Annotated in this window: 13 protein-coding genes and 1 tRNA gene; 7 read left to right on the top strand and 7 right to left on the bottom strand. The window is 69.0% G+C overall.

The window, feature by feature from the left end; genetic code table 11:
- From C9F13_RS14435 to ispB, 7 genes are all read right to left on the bottom strand, one after another.
- Positions 1-2,022 carry a CocE/NonD family hydrolase gene (locus C9F13_RS14435; protein WP_108446974.1) on the bottom strand — a complete coding sequence of 674 codons (2,022 nt, stop codon included), beginning with the start codon at positions 2,020-2,022 and terminating at the stop codon, positions 1-3.
- Between the two features lie 2 nt (positions 2,023-2,024).
- Complete coding sequence (locus C9F13_RS14430; protein WP_108446973.1) at positions 2,025-3,608, bottom strand: BCCT family transporter; 1,584 nt, start codon at positions 3,606-3,608, stop codon at positions 2,025-2,027.
- 154 nt (positions 3,609-3,762) lie between these two features.
- Positions 3,763-4,659 (bottom strand): mechanosensitive ion channel domain-containing protein, encoded by an 897-nt coding sequence (locus tag C9F13_RS14425; RefSeq protein ID WP_108446972.1) that lies wholly within the window; start codon positions 4,657-4,659, stop codon positions 3,763-3,765.
- Positions 4,660-4,768: 109 nt separating this feature from the next.
- Positions 4,769-6,085, bottom strand: a complete 1,317-nt coding sequence (locus C9F13_RS14420) for a serine hydrolase domain-containing protein (RefSeq protein WP_108446971.1) — start codon at positions 6,083-6,085, stop codon at positions 4,769-4,771.
- A 115-nt stretch (positions 6,086-6,200) separates the two neighbouring features.
- Positions 6,201-6,968, bottom strand: coding sequence for a 7-alpha-hydroxysteroid dehydrogenase (hdhA, locus tag C9F13_RS14415; protein WP_108446970.1), 768 nt, complete (start codon positions 6,966-6,968; stop codon positions 6,201-6,203).
- A gap of 255 nt (positions 6,969-7,223) precedes the next feature.
- Positions 7,224-7,300 (bottom strand) — tRNA-Pro (locus tag C9F13_RS14410).
- A 94-nt stretch (positions 7,301-7,394) separates the two neighbouring features.
- A complete protein-coding gene (ispB, locus tag C9F13_RS14405; protein ID WP_108446969.1) occupies positions 7,395-8,399 on the bottom strand; it encodes an octaprenyl diphosphate synthase in 1,005 nt (334 codons plus the stop codon).
- A 292-nt stretch (positions 8,400-8,691) separates the two neighbouring features.
- Between ispB and rplU the strand changes: the two genes are divergently transcribed.
- The 7 genes from rplU (at position 8,692) to ribF (ending at position 15,204) form a co-directional block, all read left to right on the top strand.
- On the top strand, positions 8,692-9,003 hold the full coding sequence (rplU, locus tag C9F13_RS14400; protein WP_108446968.1) for a 50S ribosomal protein L21: 312 nt from the start codon (positions 8,692-8,694) through the stop codon (positions 9,001-9,003).
- Positions 9,004-9,037: 34 nt separating this feature from the next.
- Positions 9,038-9,295 carry a 50S ribosomal protein L27 gene (gene rpmA, locus C9F13_RS14395; RefSeq protein WP_040183062.1) on the top strand — a complete coding sequence of 86 codons (258 nt, stop codon included), beginning with the start codon at positions 9,038-9,040 and terminating at the stop codon, positions 9,293-9,295.
- 85 nt (positions 9,296-9,380) lie between these two features.
- Positions 9,381-10,568, top strand: coding sequence for an Obg family GTPase CgtA (gene cgtA, locus C9F13_RS14390; protein WP_108446967.1), 1,188 nt, complete (start codon positions 9,381-9,383; stop codon positions 10,566-10,568).
- Between the two features lie 46 nt (positions 10,569-10,614).
- Positions 10,615-11,754, top strand: coding sequence for a glutamate 5-kinase (proB, locus tag C9F13_RS14385; protein WP_108446966.1), 1,140 nt, complete (start codon positions 10,615-10,617; stop codon positions 11,752-11,754).
- 240 nt (positions 11,755-11,994) lie between these two features.
- Positions 11,995-12,261 (top strand): 30S ribosomal protein S20, encoded by a 267-nt coding sequence (gene rpsT / locus C9F13_RS14380; RefSeq protein ID WP_108446965.1) that lies wholly within the window; start codon positions 11,995-11,997, stop codon positions 12,259-12,261.
- 188 nt (positions 12,262-12,449) lie between these two features.
- On the top strand, positions 12,450-13,973 hold the full coding sequence (murJ, locus tag C9F13_RS14375) for a murein biosynthesis integral membrane protein MurJ (RefSeq protein ID WP_245888799.1): 1,524 nt from the start codon (positions 12,450-12,452) through the stop codon (positions 13,971-13,973).
- A gap of 115 nt (positions 13,974-14,088) precedes the next feature.
- Positions 14,089-15,204 carry a bifunctional riboflavin kinase/FAD synthetase gene (gene ribF, locus C9F13_RS14370; protein WP_108446963.1) on the top strand — a complete coding sequence of 372 codons (1,116 nt, stop codon included), beginning with the start codon at positions 14,089-14,091 and terminating at the stop codon, positions 15,202-15,204.

The raw sequence follows: 15,204 nt of genomic DNA, 5'->3' as shown, positions 1-15,204 counted from the left end.
TCAGACCGCGCCGCGCGGCACTTCGGTCTTCCAGCGTCGGCGATGTACCTCCACGCCGTCGTCGCGGGCCACCTGCTCGGCCTCCAGAAAGAAGGTGTCGGCATCCGCACTCAGCCAGTAGCGGCTATCCACCTCCACCGCGAACCGGCCCTCGCCCTCGTCGCGGCCGGCGCGGTAGTGCCAGACGATCTCGGCGCGGGCCAGGTCGGCATCCTCGGGGTGGGCGGTGTAGGTCTCGCGGCAGTGCTGGTCGACCCACAGGCCGTGGTCGAGCAGGCGCACGGCACCGAGGTCGTCCTCGACGATGGTGGTGACCGCGCCACTAGCCACGTCCTCCTGCACAGTGCGTCGCGGCGCCGGCTGGCGCAGGGTCTCGAGGCGCGCCGGGGGCGCTGACTCCGGCGGCGCGAAGGGGTTGGCCACCGTCTCGCCGTGGAACACCGGCAGCTCCAGGCGCTGGGCGCCGGGCAGCAGAGTCAGGGCGGTGCGCCGGCGGCTCGGCCACAGCAGCGGGAAGTTGGCCGAGGAGACCGAGACCCGCAGCCGGTGACCGGCCGGCAGCCGGTAACCCACCATGTCGAGCTCCAGTTCGACGTCGAGGGGCTCGCCCGGGGTCGGCGGATCGAGCCGGCCCAGGTCCTCACGCAACCCCAGGTTGAGCACCCCGTAGGTGATCATCGCCACCCGCCCGTCGGGGCCGATGTCGTTGAGGCGCACGGTGAGCTGGCCGCCGGCCTGGTCGCTGGCGAGCCTCAGGCGCACTCGTGGCTTGCCGAGGATCGAGACCGGCTCGGTGACCGGCGCGCCGTCGAAGACCTGGGCATAGGCGTCGTCGCGACTCTGTTCCGCGGGCAGGTCGGGGCCGAACCAGATGGCGCAGTACTCGCCCTGCTGGCTGCCGGCGGTCAGCGGCGAGTTCACGATCCGCGGGTGCGTCAGTTCGGCCTCTCCCTCGACCAGGCCGGCATCGGTCAGCGAGTAGCGGTGCGGCTCGACGTGGCGACTTGGCCAGCCCTCGGTGCGCACCCAGTCGCCGGGGCGCTCGCGATGCATGGGTTTGGGGGGCAGGCCGTCCTGCAGGTAGAAGGTGCCCGCCGGCTCGTCCATCACTCCGGTCTCCTCGCCCTTGAGCCAGTGATCCCACCAGCGCAGCGCCTCCTGGAGGAAGCCGATGGCCGGATCGGGTACGGCGAAGTGCGGATACTTGTGGATCCAGGGGCCGATCAGCGCCTTCTTCGGGCCGTGAAGCTGCTCCATCAGCCGAGGGATGCTGTTCTTGTAGGCGTCGCCCCAGCCGCCCACGCAGTAGACGGCGGCCTCGATGTCGGCGTAGTTGACCGCCACCGAGCCGTGCCGCCAGTAGGCGTCGCGAGTCTGGTGGTTAAGCCAGGTCTCGGCCATCAGCGGCATGTTGTCCAGGCGATGCTTCCAGCGCTCCCGCCAACTGTCGCCGACCAGCGCCGGGTCGGGGACTGCCGCGGAGAAGCTGAGCATGGTCGCCGCCCAGCCGAGGTTCTCGAGCAACAGGTTGCCGCCCTTGTAGTGGATATCGTCGGCGTAGCGATCGTCGGTGGAGCACAGGGTGATGATCGCCTTGAGCGGCTCGGGCCGGTGCGCGGCGAGCTGCAGCGAATTGAAGCCACCCCAGGAGATGCCCATCATGCCGACCCTGCCGTTGCACCAGGGCTGGCGGGCCAGCCAGTCGATCACCTCGAGCCCATCAGCCTGCTCTTGGGCCAGGTACTCGTCCAGCATCAGCCCCTCTGACTCGCCGTTGCCGCGGATATCGACCCGCAGGCAGGCGTAGCCGTGACCGGCGAAGTAGGGATGGGTCAGTTCGTCGCGGACCACGGTGCCATCGCGCTTGCGGTAGGGCAGGTACTCGAGGATCGCCGGTACCGGCGTCTGCTCGGCGCCCTCGGGCAGCCACAGCCGGGCCGCCAGGCGTGTGCCATCGGCGAGCGGAATCTCGAGGTGCGGGATCTCGCGCACCGCGTGGGGAAAGTCGTGCTTCACGTGCATGATCAAGGAGCGTCCTGTGCGGAGGATGAGAGGGTGTTCCTGGCGCTGGCGGCCGGACGCGGCGAAGCCTGGGGCGCGTGCAGGGACTCCGGCGCCTTGAGCCAGACCCAAAGCGAGCCGCTGGCCAGCAGGATGATCAGCATCGCCGGCAGACCGCCTAGGTTGGAGAGCATCTTGACTCCGTCGATGCCGACGAAGCTGACCATCACCCAGGAGACGATGCCGACGATCACGCCCCACATCACCTTCATGCGCAGGCCGGCGTTGAGGTCGGAGTCGGCGGTCAGTCCGCGAGTGCAGAGGTTGCCGATGGCGTCGGTCTGAGAGTCGGCAGCGGTGACGTAGGAGACGTAAGCGATGAACAGCAGCAGCGGTATCCAGATCCCGGCTAGCGGCAGCTCGCGGAACAGGGTATAGAGCACGTGCTCGACCCCGCGCTCGTCGAGCACCGCGTGCAGATCGATGCCGGTGCGCAGCTGGAAGTAGAGTGCCGCGCCGGAGAAGATCGTGATCCACACCGCGGCGAACAGCGCCGGGTAGAGCAGGTTGACGCGCAGGAACTCGCGCACGGTGTAGCCCAATGAGATCTTGCCAAGGAACAGCGCGGCAACCGGCGCCCAGGCGAACCAGATCGCCCAGTAGAAGATCGACCACCAGTAGGGCCACTGGTCGTTGCCGGCGGCGCCAGTGAACAGGCTGCGGGTAAAGAAGTGGTCCAGGAAGACGCCGAACGACTCGGTGCCGATCTGCAGCATGAACACCGTGGGGCCGAAGACGAAGACGAACAGGCCCAGCGCCAGCAGCAGCCAGGCGTTGAGCGCCGAGAGTCGTGCGATGCCCTTCTTCAAGCCGCTGGCCGCCGAGAGAACGAAGGTCACCACGATCACCGCGATGATCACCCCGAGGCGCAACGGGCTGGTATCGCCCTCCAGATACTGACCGGTCCCGCCGGCCAGGGTCAGCGCGCCGGTGCCCAGGGTCGAGGCCATGCCCGCCACCAACGAGTAGAGCGCCAGGGCGTCGATGATCCCGGCGTAGCGCAGGATACGCGGCCCGAACACCGGCTCGAGCATGCTGGAGATCGAGAACTTAAGGCGGCGGTTATAGAAGGCCAGGGCGAAGATCAGCGCCGGCACCGCATAGATGGCGTAGGGGGTGAAGGTCCAGTGCAGGAACATCGTCGACATGGCGAACAGCGCCGCCTCGCTGGACTCGGCCTCGATGCCCAGGGATTCCGGCGGCCCCATCAGATGATAGAGCGGCTCGGCGGTGGTCCAGAACAGCACGCCCACAGCGAGGGTGGTGCACAGGGTGATCGAGAACCAGCGCAGCTTGGAGAGCAGCGGCACGGCGTGCTCACCGCCGATGCGCAGCCGGCCCAGCGGCGAGACGTAGACCACCACGGCCAGCACCAGCAGGTAGAGGCTGCTCAGGCTGAACAGCCAGGAGAAGTGATCGAGGATGGCATCGTTAAGCGCGCTGGTGGTGGCCAGAAAGGTCTCGAGGTCGAGATAGCTGGCGATCACGGCGCCCATCAGCACCAGAAAGGTCGGCCAGAACACCAGCGGCCGAATCGAACTCTGCATAGTCATCGCTCCCGTTATCGTTATTTCCCGGCGATGCACCGGGCGCATGGCTGCGTACCATAGCGGCTGATGCGGGTCTTTCGGCAAGCGCTATCTGGGAATGGGGGGATGCGTGCAGGGAATGCGGCAGGGGGGAGCGGCGGAGCAGCGAGCCTCAGTCGTCGTCCTCGGGGCGGGCAGGTGCGAGGGTCATCGGCGCGGCGGGCTTGAACACCAGGGTGCGGTAGGGGAAGGGGATCTCGATGCCGTGCTCATCGAGAGCTCGCTTGATCGCCGCGACCACTTGATCCCGAGAAGAGCGAATGTCCACCGGTTTGGAGCCGGTCCACCAGGTGACCTCGAAATCGATCGAGCTCTCACTGAAGGCTTGGGCGAAGACCTGGATGTCGCGAACATCGTCGCGCACCGAGTCGACGCAACGCACCGCGTCTTCGATCACGCTGCGGGCAACATCGACGTCCTCTCCATAGGCGATACCGACGATGATCGAGGTGCGGCGCACATCGCGGTCAGTGCGCACGATCACCGGATTTTGAAATAGCAGAGCGTTAGGTACCACGATCCGCTGACCGTCGGTGCGGCGGATATGGCTGTCGCGGACGGTGATCAGCTCGACCAGACCCTCGACGTCCTTCTCCTCCACGGCGATATGGTCGCCGATCTTGAACGGTTCGCGCCACAGGATCAAAAGCCCCGCCAGGAAGTTCTCGAATACGTCACGGAAGGCCAGGCCGAGGGCAAGGGAGCCGAGCCCGAGCGTGGTCAGCGCCTTGGCCGGGGTGACCGTGGGAAAGACCAGGGTGATGGCGACGAGCAGCCCGACCAGCCAGACAAGCAGGCCGGTCAGCATCACCAGCACCTCTGTCAGGTTGCGACGCAAGCGGGCCCGTCGCGCCAGACGGGTGACGAGGCTTCCCAGCAGCTTCGCCAGGACCCAGGTCATCAAGATCAGTACCAGGGCGGCGATGATTCGCGGACTGGCCTCGATCAGCCCGCGCAGGTACTGCTCGATCTCCGACAGCAGCAGCGGCACGAAATGGATCTGCTCCATGGCCCCGGCACTCCCTCCGTGATCCGGCGCTTCGCCGCGTTGGACGAGGCCGTGCCTCCTAGGATAGCCGGGAAGTGGCCTTACCGGCGTTGCGAGCGCGTGCCGTCGGTCAGCGGGCCTGGTCCTGTGCCATCAGGTAGTCGGCCACCGCCCGGTAGGCGGGCAGCGAGGTCGGGTCGGTGGCCGCGTTGGCCGCGATGGGATGGGAGGCCAGGCGCACGATGACCATCTCGGCGGTGGGGTCGATCCAGATCGTCTGGCCGTGCACGCCGCGGGCGGCGAAGGCGCCGTGGTCGTCGTGGCTGACCCACCACATGCCGCGATAGCTCCAGCCGTCGAGGGCGGCGTAGCCGGCCCTGGCGAAGGCGGCCTTGTCGCCGCCCTCGCGGAGGCGCGCGATGGCGGCGGCGGGCAGCAGCTGCTCGCCGTTCAGGCGTCCCTCGTCGAGGATCAGCTGGCCCAGCCGGCCGAGGTCGCGCAGGGTGGCGTTGAAGCCGCCGCCGGCGAAGGGCGTGCCGATCGAGTCGACCGTGTAGAAGGCCTCGCGCTCGGCGCCCAGGCGCGTCCAGACGTGCTCGGCCAGCCAGTCGGCGACGCTCTGTCCGGTGGCGCGGGCGATGATCCAGCCCAGCGCATCGGAGTTGATGGTGCGGTAGCCGAAGGCCTCGCCGTGCTCGCCGGCCTTCTCGACCGTCTCGAGGAAGGCGAAATAGCTGCGCGGGCCGGTATAGTCGGGGGGCGGCGGCAGCGGGCTGCCGGCGCGGGCGTAGGTCCAGACGTCGGCCTCGGGGTCGGCATAGTCCTCGGAGTAGTCCAGCGCGGTGGTCATGTCGAGCACCTGGCGCAGGGTGGCGTCGCCGAAGGCGCTGTCGGCGAGCTCCGGCACCAGCTCGCCGACGAGGGCGCGCTCGTCCAGCTTTCCCTCGGCGACGAGGATCTCACCGATCAGCCCGGTGATCGACTTGGTCACCGACATCACGCCGTGCAGGGTGGTCTCGTCCAGGCAGCCGGCGTAGCGCTCGTAGACGACCCGGCCGCGATGCAGCACCAGCAGCCCGTCGGTGCGATTGACCGCGAAGGCCTCGTCCCAGGTCATCGGCGCGTCGCCGTCGGTGGACTGGAAGCTCACCTCGTCGATCGCCGGGTCGAGGGCGTAGGGGAGGGCGCGGGCGGCGCCGGGTCCGCTGCGTACCCCCGCGGTGGGCATCAGCTCGCGGAAGTGACAGACCGTCCAGCGGAGCTTGTCGCCGGCGAAGTAGTCCTCGTCGGTGAAGCGAATGGTGCGCTCCTCAGGCGGCGGGAAGCCCTGCATCCAGCCGGCATCGGCCGGTGGCGGCCCTGCGACGGCGGTGCCGGCGAGCAGCAGGATGGTGGAGAGGGCCGCCAAGAGTGTCGTGGAGCGTGCCGTGGTCCGGGTGTGTGTCATGACGTGCCTCGCTGTGCCCACGGCGTTCGCGCCGTCCCGGGCGGTGTCCTTGCCATCCACCGCCGCCACCGGTGCCGCCCCATCGCGGCTGTCATGCCCCGGCGGCGGCCTGCGTTCAATCGAGTTCCTGTACCCCGCCGCCGGAGACGGTGAGGATCTGGCCGCTGATCCAGCTCGAGGCCGGCGCGCAGAGGAACAGCGCCGCGTTGGCCATGTCCTCGGGCTCGCCGAGGCGCTTGAGCGGGGTATGGGTCAGCATCCTCGCTTCGATCTCGTCGTTGAGCACCGACTTCAGGGCCTCGGTGCGCGTCGCCCCGGGGGCGATGCCGTTGACCCGGATGTTCTTCGGCCCGAGGTCGAAGGCGATGTTGCGCACCAGGTGGCTCGCCGCTGCCTTGGAGGAGCCGTAGGAGGCCATGCGCTGGTTCTTGTTCTCGGCCGACATCGAGGTGATGGCGAGGATCGCGCCGCCGCCGGCCCTCTCCATCTCGGGCACGGCCAGCTGGGCCAGGCGAAACAGCGAGAAGACGTTCAGGTCGTAGGCGCGGCGAAACTCCTCCATCGGCATGTCGAAGGGCTTGGGGCCGCCACCGCCGGCGTTGCTGACCAAGAGCGTCAGCGCGCCGAACTCGGCGACGGCACGCTCGACGATGGCCGCGAGATCCGCTTCGCGGGTGACGTCGCAGGCGGCGCCCACCGCGCGCCCGCCGCCGTCGGTGATCTCCATGGCCACCTGCTCGGCGGCCTCGGCATGCAGGTCGGTGACCAGCACCGCGGCGCCGGCCTGGGCGAAGGTCTCGGCGATGGCGCGGCCGATCCCGCCGCCGGCACCGGTCACCAGGGCGACCTGACCGTCCAGGCGGAAATTCTGTGGATCAAACATCGGCGTGACTCCTGTCGGGCGCGAGTATCAACAGACTAGCATGGCTTGTGATGGCTCCAGAGAGGGCGGGCAAGGCGTGCATGGGAACGCAGGAGACAGGAGCTGCCGCGTGGCGCGCTGTATGTGGCGCTGATGCCGGAGGTGGGAGGAAGGAGGGTGTGCGGGCACAGGGTTATCGCGCCTGAGCGAACCCACCGCGCAACGAAAAACGGCCACCGCTCCGAGGAGCTAAGTGGCCGTTTCTACGGAATTCTATGGTCGGAGTAGCAGGATTCGAACCTACGACCTCTGCCTCCCGAAGGCAGCGCTCTACCAAGCTGAGCTATACTCCGTTGTTCGCCGTAATGCCTGGCGACGGATCGGCATTATACGCAAACCGCGGCCACGTGCAAGCCCTTCGCGCGGCTTTCCGTCGTGGCCGTCGATTCAGCTCTGGCGATCCACCGCCAGGCGGGCGAGGTGCGCCATGCTGTCGCGGAAGGGGCTGTCGGGCAGGGCGTCGAGCTGCGCCAGGGCCTTGGCGGACATCTCCTCGGCCTTGGCGCGGGTGTAGTCCAGGGCGCCGGTGTCGCGCACGATGGCCAGTACCTCCTCGAGGCGCTCGAGGCCGCCCTTGCGGATGGCCTGGCGGATCACCTTGGCCTGCTCGGCGGTGCCGGCGGCCATGGCCTGGATCAGCGGCAGGGTCGGCTTGCCCTCGGCCAGGTCGTCGCCGACGTTCTTGCCCATGGCCTCGGCGTCGCCTTGGTAGTCGAGCAGGTCGTCGACCAGCTGGAAGGCGAGACCCAGGTAGCGGCCGTAGTCGCGCAGCGCGGCCTCCTGCTCCGGGGTGGCGCCGGCGAGCAGGGCGCCGCTGTGGGAGGCCGCCTCGAAGAGCATGGCGGTCTTGCCCTGGATGGTCTCGAAGTAGGCGGCCTCGTCCACGTCGGGATTGCCGACGTTGGTCAGCTGCTGCACCTCGCCCTCGGCGATGGTGCAGGTGGCCGCCGAGAGCACCTCCATGATTCGCATCGAGCCCACGTTGACCATCATCTGGAAGGAGCGCGAGTAGAGAAAGTCGCCGACCAGCACCGAGGGGGCGTTGCCCCAGGAGTCGTTGGCGGTCGCCTTGCCGCGGCGCATGTGCGACTCGTCGACCACGTCGTCGTGGAGCAGGGTCGAGGTGTGCATGAACTCGACCAGGGTGGCGAGCGTCACGTGCTTGTCGCCCGCGTAGCCCAGCGAGCGCGCCGCCAGCAGCACCAGCAGCGGGCGCAGCCGCTTGCCGCCGCTCTCGATGATGTACTGGCCGATGGTCTCCACCAGCGGGATGCGCGAGGTGAGCTGGTCCAGGATGGTCCGGTTCACGGCGGCGAAGTCGTCGGCGACGACCGCGTGAAGCGACGAGTGGGCGTTGGCGCTGGCTGACGGGGGCGGGGCGTTGGCTGGCATGGAGGCGGTATCGACGAGTAGGTGGGGCCGGGGCGAGAGGGCCCAGGTGGCCTTGGGTTGCCGGCCATGCTATGGGCCCCCCATGGGGGCGTCAAGGCGCGCCGGAGGCGGGGCCTGGCCGGGGCGCGGCGGCACGGCGAGAGGCGCGCGGGGCGGGTTGTGTGCGATCTCGCGCACGGTTATAATCCGCGACCCCACTCATCATGCTCCCTGTCAGATGGCTGCCAAGAGCGGCGCCACTCGCAGCAGGTCGATGAAGAGCCAACACCCGATGAGTCCTGGAGAGAAAAGCATGTACGCAGTGATTAAGAGCGGCGGCAAGCAGTACCGCGTTCAGGAAGGCCAGACTCTCAAGCTCGAGAAGCTGGAAGTGCCGACCGGCGACACCATCGAGTTCGATGAGGTCCTGCTGGTGGGTAGCGACGAGGACGTCAAGATCGGCGCCCCGACCGTCGAGGGCGCCAAGGTGGCGGCCGAGATTGTGTCCCACGGCCGCGGTGACAAGGTGACCATCCTCAAGTTCCGTCGCCGCAAGCACAGCATGAAGCGTCAGGGCCACCGTCAGTGGTTCACTGAAGTCAAGATCACCGGGATCTCCGCGTAAGCGGCTGACCCCCTGAACGAGCGAGGTATTTGCAATGGCTCATAAGAAGGCAGCGGGCTCCACACGTAACGGTCGCGATTCCGAATCCAAACGCCTCGGCGTGAAGCTCTTCGGCGGCCAGGTCGTCAACCCGGGCAACATCATCGTGCGTCAGCGTGGCACCAAGTTCCACGCCGGCACCGGCGTCGGTATCGGCAAGGACCATACCCTGTTCGCCCTGGACGAAGGCGTGGTCAAGTTCGAGACCAAGGGCCCGAAGAACCGCAAGTTCGTCAGCGTCGTCTCTGCCTGAGACCGCCGGCATTTGCATCGAGAAGGCCCCGCCCAGGCGGGGCCTTCTTGTATCATGGCGGCACAGGCCGCCTGGAGAGTGACAGATGCAGTTCGTCGACGAAGCCTCGATCATCGTGGAAGCCGGCAAGGGCGGCAATGGCTGCCTGAGCTTCCGCCGCGAGAAGTACGTGCCCAAGGGTGGCCCCGACGGGGGCGATGGCGGGCACGGCGGCAGCGTCTACCTGATCGGTGACGACTCCCTCAATACCCTCATCGACTTCAAGTACCAGCGCTTCTACAAGGCGCAGAACGGCCAGCCCGGCCAGGGGCGGCAGATGAGCGGGCGCGCCGGCGAGGACCTGCACGTCAAGGTGCCGGTGGGCACCACGGTGATCGACGAGGATACCCTCGAGGTGATCGCCGACGTCACCGAGATCGGCCAGGTGGTGCTGGTGGCCCAGGCGGGACGCCGCGGGCTCGGCAACATCCACTTCAAGTCCTCCACCAATCGCGCGCCGCGGCGCACCACCCCGGGCACCGAGGGCGAGCGGCGCAACCTGCGCCTGGAGATGAAGGTGATGGCCGATGTGGGCCTGCTGGGCCTGCCCAACGCCGGCAAGTCGACGCTGATCCGTTCGGTCTCCGCGGCCAAGCCCAAGGTCGCCAACTACCCCTTCACCACCCTGGTGCCCAACCTCGGCGTGGTGAAGCTCGGCATGCACGAGCACTTCGTGATGGCCGACGTGCCCGGCCTGATCGAGGGCGCCTCCGACGGCGCCGGCCTGGGCCTGCGCTTCCTAAAGCACCTGACCCGCACCCGGCTCTTGTTCCACGTGGTGGACGTCGCGCCCTTCGACGAGTCCGACCCGGTGCAGGCCGCCGAGGCGATCATCCACGAACTCGGCGAGTTCTCGCCGGCGCTGGCCGAACTGCCGCGCTGGCTGGTGCTCAACAAGCTCGATCTGCTGCCGGCCGAGGAGCGCGAGGCGACGGCCGACGAGATCGTGCGCCGGCTCGGCTGGCAGGGGCCGGTGTTTCGGGTCTCGGCGATCTCCGGCGACGGCACCGACGCCCTGGTGCAGGCCGCCTACCGCTGGCTCACCGAGCAGCGCCGGCTGGAGCACGAGGACGAGGAGGCCGCCGAGCGGGCGCGCGAGATGCGCGAACGCATGGAGGAAGAGGCCGTGGCGCGCACCGAGGCCCGCCTGGGGCGCAAGCGCCCGCGCGTCGACGAGGACGATGACTTCGATGACGACGACGATCACGACGTCGAGATCGAGTACGCGCCCTGAGGGCGAGAGGCGGGCCAGCGCCTGCCGACGGTGAACCGAGGGTCGGATGGAACGCAATGAGCAGGTGATCGGTCGCGAGGCGCTCAAGCGCGCCCGCCGGGTGGTGGTGAAGATCGGCAGCGCGCTGCTGACCAACGACGGTCGCGGCCTCGACGAGGCGGCCATCGGCGGCTGGGTCGACCAGATCGCCGCGCTGCACCGTCGCGGCATCGAGGTGGTGCTGGTCTCGTCCGGGGCCGTGGCGGCCGGCATGGTACGCCTGGGCTGGCAGGTGCGGCCCTCGGCGGTGCACGAGCTGCAGGCCGCGGCGGCGGTGGGTCAGAACGGCCTCACCGAGTGCTACGAGGGCCACTTTGCCCGCCACGGCCTGCTGACCGCCCAGGTGCTGCTCACCCACGACGACCTCTCCAACCGCAAGCGCTACCTCAATGCGCGCTCGGCGCTGCGCACCCTGGTCGGCCTGCGGGTGGTGCCGGTGATCAACGAGAACGACACCGTGGTCACCGACGAGATCCGTTTCGGCGACAACGACACCCTCGGCGCCCTGGTCGCTAACCTGCTCGAGGCCGACGCCCTGGTGATCCTCACCGACCAGGAGGGGCTCTTCGATGCCGACCCGCGCAGCAACCCCGAAGCGACGCTGATCGCCGAGGGGCGCGCCGACGATCCGAGCCTGGCCGCGGTGGCCGGCGGCGGCGGGGCGCTGGGCCGCGGTGGCATGACCACCAAGGTGAGGGCCGCGCGGCTGGCGGCCCGTTCCGGGGCGGTCACGGCGATCGCCAGCGGACGCCAGCCGGCGGTGCTCACGCGGCTGGCCGAGGGCGAGCGGCTGGGCACCCTGCTGCTGCCGGAGCAGGCGCCGATGGCGGCGCGCAAGCGCTGGCTGGCGGGGCAGCTGCAGGTGCGCGGCAGCCTGGTCCTGGATGCCGGGGCGGTGAAGGTGCTCAAGGGCAGCGGCTCCAGCCTGCTGGCGGTGGGCGTGACCGGCGTCAGCGGCGAGTTCCGCCGCGGCGACATGGTGCTCTGCGTCGATGAGCAGGGGCATCGCGTGGCCAAGGGGCTGGTCAACTACGGCGCCGACGAGGCCCGCCTCTTGGTCGGCAAGCCGAGCCACCAGATCGAGGCGATCCTCGGCTACATGGAGGCCCCGGAGCTGATCCACCGCGACAACCTGGTGGTGCTCTAGGGGCCGCGCCCGGCGCGGGCTGGCGGCCGTCGGCCCGGAGGCGTTCGGGGCTGGCAAGCCCAGGGGGCGCGTGATAGGATACTCCATCCTCTCAGACACGGCCCGTAGACGATGGCGCTCAAGCGCGCCGTCGGGAAAGATGGCCAGGCCGGCGGGGATTTTTTATTTCCCTGTTGGATCAAATCGTTATCAAATGCCACCCGCAGTCGGTGGTTACAACTTTCTCCAAGGAGACAGTCAGTGGCTAACAGCAAGCAAGCCCGCAAGCGTGCCCGTCAGGCAGAAGGTCGTCGTGTCCTGAAGGCGAGCCAGCGCAGCATGGTTCGTACCTACGTCAAGCGCGTCATCAAGGCCATCCAGAGCGGTGACCACGGCCAGGCGATGGACGCCTTCAAGGCGGCGCAGCCGGTCATCGACCGCATCGCCGACAAGGACGTGATGTCCAAGAAGAAGGCCGCTCGCATGAAGAGCCGCCTGAACAAGCGCATCAAGGCACTCGCGGCGTAAGCCGGTCGAGCGCCAGCAGAAAAACCGGCTGCGGCCGGTTTTTTTGTGTCCGCTATTCCTGCCAAGCGCCGTACGAGGAGCCGACGGTGATGGATCACGAGCAGCCCCCCGAGTCCCGGGACGAAAAGCCCGCCTCCCCGGCGGTCGCCGACGACGACCGCGCCGTGGCGCCCAAGGCGGGCGGCCTGATGCGCTCCGGCCTGGTGGTCAGCGTGATGACCATGCTCTCACGGGTCATGGGGCTGGTGCGCGACGTGGTGATCGCGACCCTCTTCGGGGCCGGCGACGGCGCCGATGCCTTCTTCGTCGCCTTCAAGATCCCCAACTTCCTGCGCCGGCTGTTCGCCGAGGGCGCCTTCAACCAGGCCTTCGTGCCGGTGCTGTCGGAATATGCGACCCGGGGCAGCAAGCGCGAGGTGAAGGAGCTGCTCGACGCGGTGGCCGGCAGCCTCACGGCGGTGCTGGCGCTGATCACGGCGCTGGCGATGCTGGCCGCCCCCTGGCTGGTGTGGGTCTTCGCGCCCGGCTTCGGTCGCGACCCGGCGAAGCTGGCGCTGACCGCCGACATGCTGCGGCTGACCTTCCCCTATCTGCTGCTGATCTCGCTGACGGCCTTCGCCGGCAGCACGCTCAATACCTGGAACCGCTTCGCCGTGCCGGCCTTCACGCCGGTGCTGCTCAACCTGTCGCTGATCGGGGCCGCGCTGCTGCTGACGCCGCTGTTCGCCGAGCCGGCCATGGCCCTGGGCTGGGGCGTGCTGATCGCCGGGGCCGCCCAGCTGGCCTTTCAGGTGCCCTTCCTGGCGCGGCTGGGGCTGCTGCCGCGGCCCTGGCCCGACTTCGCCCACAGCGGGGTGCGGCGCATCCTCCGGCTGATGGCGCCGGCGCTGTTCGGGGTCTCGGTGTCGCAGATCAACCTGCTGCTCGATACCGTGCTGGCATCGCTCTTGGCCGCCGGCAGCGTCTCCTGGCTCTACTACTCGGATCGCCTGGTGGAGCTGCCGCTCGGCGTGTTCGGCATCGCCATCGGCACGGTGATCCTGCCGGCGCTCTCGCGGCGCCACGCCGAGCAGTCCGGCGAGCACTTCTCGGCGATGCTCGACTGGGCGCTGCGCACCGTGCTGCTGCTCGGCCTGCCCGCCGCCCTGGCGCTCTCCGTGCTGGCCGAGCCGCTGCTGGTCACGCTGTTCCACTACGGCGCCATGACCGAGCGCGACATCACCATGGCCGCCATGAGCCTGCGCGCCTATGCCGTCGGCCTGGTGGCGTTCATGCTGATCAAGGTGCTGGCGCCTGGCTTCTTCGCCCGCCAGGACACCAAGACGCCGGTCAAGGTCGGCATCATCGCCATGGTCGCCAACATGGTCTTCAACCTGATCCTGATCTGGCCGCTGGCCCACGCCGGCCTGGCGCTCGCCACGGCGCTCTCGGCCTTCCTCAACGCCGGGCTGCTCGGCTGGCTGCTCAGAAAGCAGGGCGTGCTGGTCTTCCAGCCGGGCTGGGGGCGCTACGCGGTGCAGCTGCTTGGCGGCTGCGCGGTGATGGGGGCCGGGCTTTGGTGGCTCGCGCCGGACTGGCAGGCCTGGCTCGGCTGGAGCGTCTGGACCCGCGCCGCCTGGATGGCGGGGCTGGTGGCGGCCGGGGCGGTGGTCTACTTCGCCTGGCTGGCGGCCTTCGGGATGCGCCTGCGCCATTTCCGGATGCGGGGCTAGCGCGGCGCGTTCGGCGTCGCCACGTGGTCACAGGGAAAGACCAAGCCGCGCCGGCTGTCAAGGGGCCCTCGGTCCGTTATAATCGAACACTTTATTTCCCAGCGTGATGACGCCCATGCGAGTGATTCGAGGTCTGCACAACCTGCGCGACGAGGATCGCGGCTGCGTGGCCACCATCGGCAACTTCGATGGCGTGCACCGCGGGCACCGGGCGATCCTCGAGCAGTGCCGCGAGCAGGCCGCCCGGCTCGGCCTGCCGGTGACCGTGGTTGTCTTCGAGCCCCAGCCGCGGGAGTTCTTCGCCGGCGCCCAGGCGCCGCCTCGGCTGACCCGGCTGCGCGACAAGGTGGCGCTGCTCGGCGAGTGCGGCGTCGATCGCATCCTCTGCCTGCCCTTCAACGACGCCCTGCGTAGCCTCACCGCCGGCGAGTTCATCGACCGCGTGTTGATCGACGGGCTGGGCGTGCGCCACCTGGTGGTGGGCGACGATTTCCGCTTCGGCTGCGACCGGCGCGGCGACTTCCACCTGCTCGCCGAAGTGGGGCGGGCGCGGGGCTTCGAGGTCGAGCACACCCGCACCTTCACCATCGCCGACGAGCGGGTCTCCAGCACCCGGGTACGCACCCTGCTGGCGAGCGGCAACTTCGCCGCCGCCGCGCGCCTGCTGGGTCGCCCCTATCGGCTGGGTGGCCGGGTGGTGCCGGACCGCCAGCTCGGCCGCACCATCGGCGTGCCCACGGCCAACCTGCCCCAGCCGACCCACGCGCTGGCCCTGCAGGGCGTCTACGCGGTGGTGACCGAGCTGCCCGACGGCCGGCGGTTGAACGGCGTGGCCAACATCGGCTGGCGCCCCACGGTGGGCAGCGAGCGGCCGGTGCTCGAGGTGCACCTGTTCGACTTCGAGGGCGAGCTCTACGGCCAGCGCCTGACGGTGCTGCCCTGCGCCAAGCTGCGCGGCGAGGTGAAGTTCGCGGACTTCGAGGCGCTGAAGGCGCAGATCCGCGCCGACCTCGCGCGGGCCCGGGACTACTTCCTGCGCCATCCCGCGGCCGGTGACGACTATCTACGACACCCTGCTGCCGGTGCCCCTTTGGCGGCAGACGCGGCCTCGAACGCTCCGGCGGGCGACACGCACGACGATTCTCTTCCTCTGGCATCGGCGCCGCTGGCGCGCGAGGCCGTGACTTCCGATTCCTCGGCGGGTGAGCCCGCCGACCACGACGACGGCTGA

The organism is Halomonas denitrificans, from assembly GCF_003056305.1.
Lineage (GTDB): Bacteria > Pseudomonadota > Gammaproteobacteria > Pseudomonadales > Halomonadaceae > Halomonas > Halomonas denitrificans.
This window is presented reverse-complemented; position numbering and strand designations above follow the sequence as displayed.

Coding starts and splice junctions, on each gene's coding strand:
- C9F13_RS14435 (WP_108446974.1), bottom strand. CDS start 2,022: ATGCACGTGAAGCACGACTTTCCCCACGCGGTGCGCGAGATCCCGCAC.
- C9F13_RS14430 (WP_108446973.1), bottom strand. CDS start 3,608: ATGCAGAGTTCGATTCGGCCGCTGGTGTTCTGGCCGACCTTTCTGGTG.
- C9F13_RS14425 (WP_108446972.1), bottom strand. CDS start 4,659: ATGGAGCAGATCCATTTCGTGCCGCTGCTGCTGTCGGAGATCGAGCAG.
- C9F13_RS14420 (WP_108446971.1), bottom strand. CDS start 6,085: ATGACACACACCCGGACCACGGCACGCTCCACGACACTCTTGGCGGCC.
- hdhA (WP_108446970.1), bottom strand. CDS start 6,968: ATGTTTGATCCACAGAATTTCCGCCTGGACGGTCAGGTCGCCCTGGTG.
- ispB (WP_108446969.1), bottom strand. CDS start 8,399: ATGCCAGCCAACGCCCCGCCCCCGTCAGCCAGCGCCAACGCCCACTCG.
- rplU (WP_108446968.1), top strand. CDS start 8,692: ATGTACGCAGTGATTAAGAGCGGCGGCAAGCAGTACCGCGTTCAGGAA.
- rpmA (WP_040183062.1), top strand. CDS start 9,038: ATGGCTCATAAGAAGGCAGCGGGCTCCACACGTAACGGTCGCGATTCC.
- cgtA (WP_108446967.1), top strand. CDS start 9,381: ATGCAGTTCGTCGACGAAGCCTCGATCATCGTGGAAGCCGGCAAGGGC.
- proB (WP_108446966.1), top strand. CDS start 10,615: ATGGAACGCAATGAGCAGGTGATCGGTCGCGAGGCGCTCAAGCGCGCC.
- murJ (WP_245888799.1), top strand. CDS start 12,450: ATGCGCTCCGGCCTGGTGGTCAGCGTGATGACCATGCTCTCACGGGTC.
- ribF (WP_108446963.1), top strand. CDS start 14,089: ATGCGAGTGATTCGAGGTCTGCACAACCTGCGCGACGAGGATCGCGGC.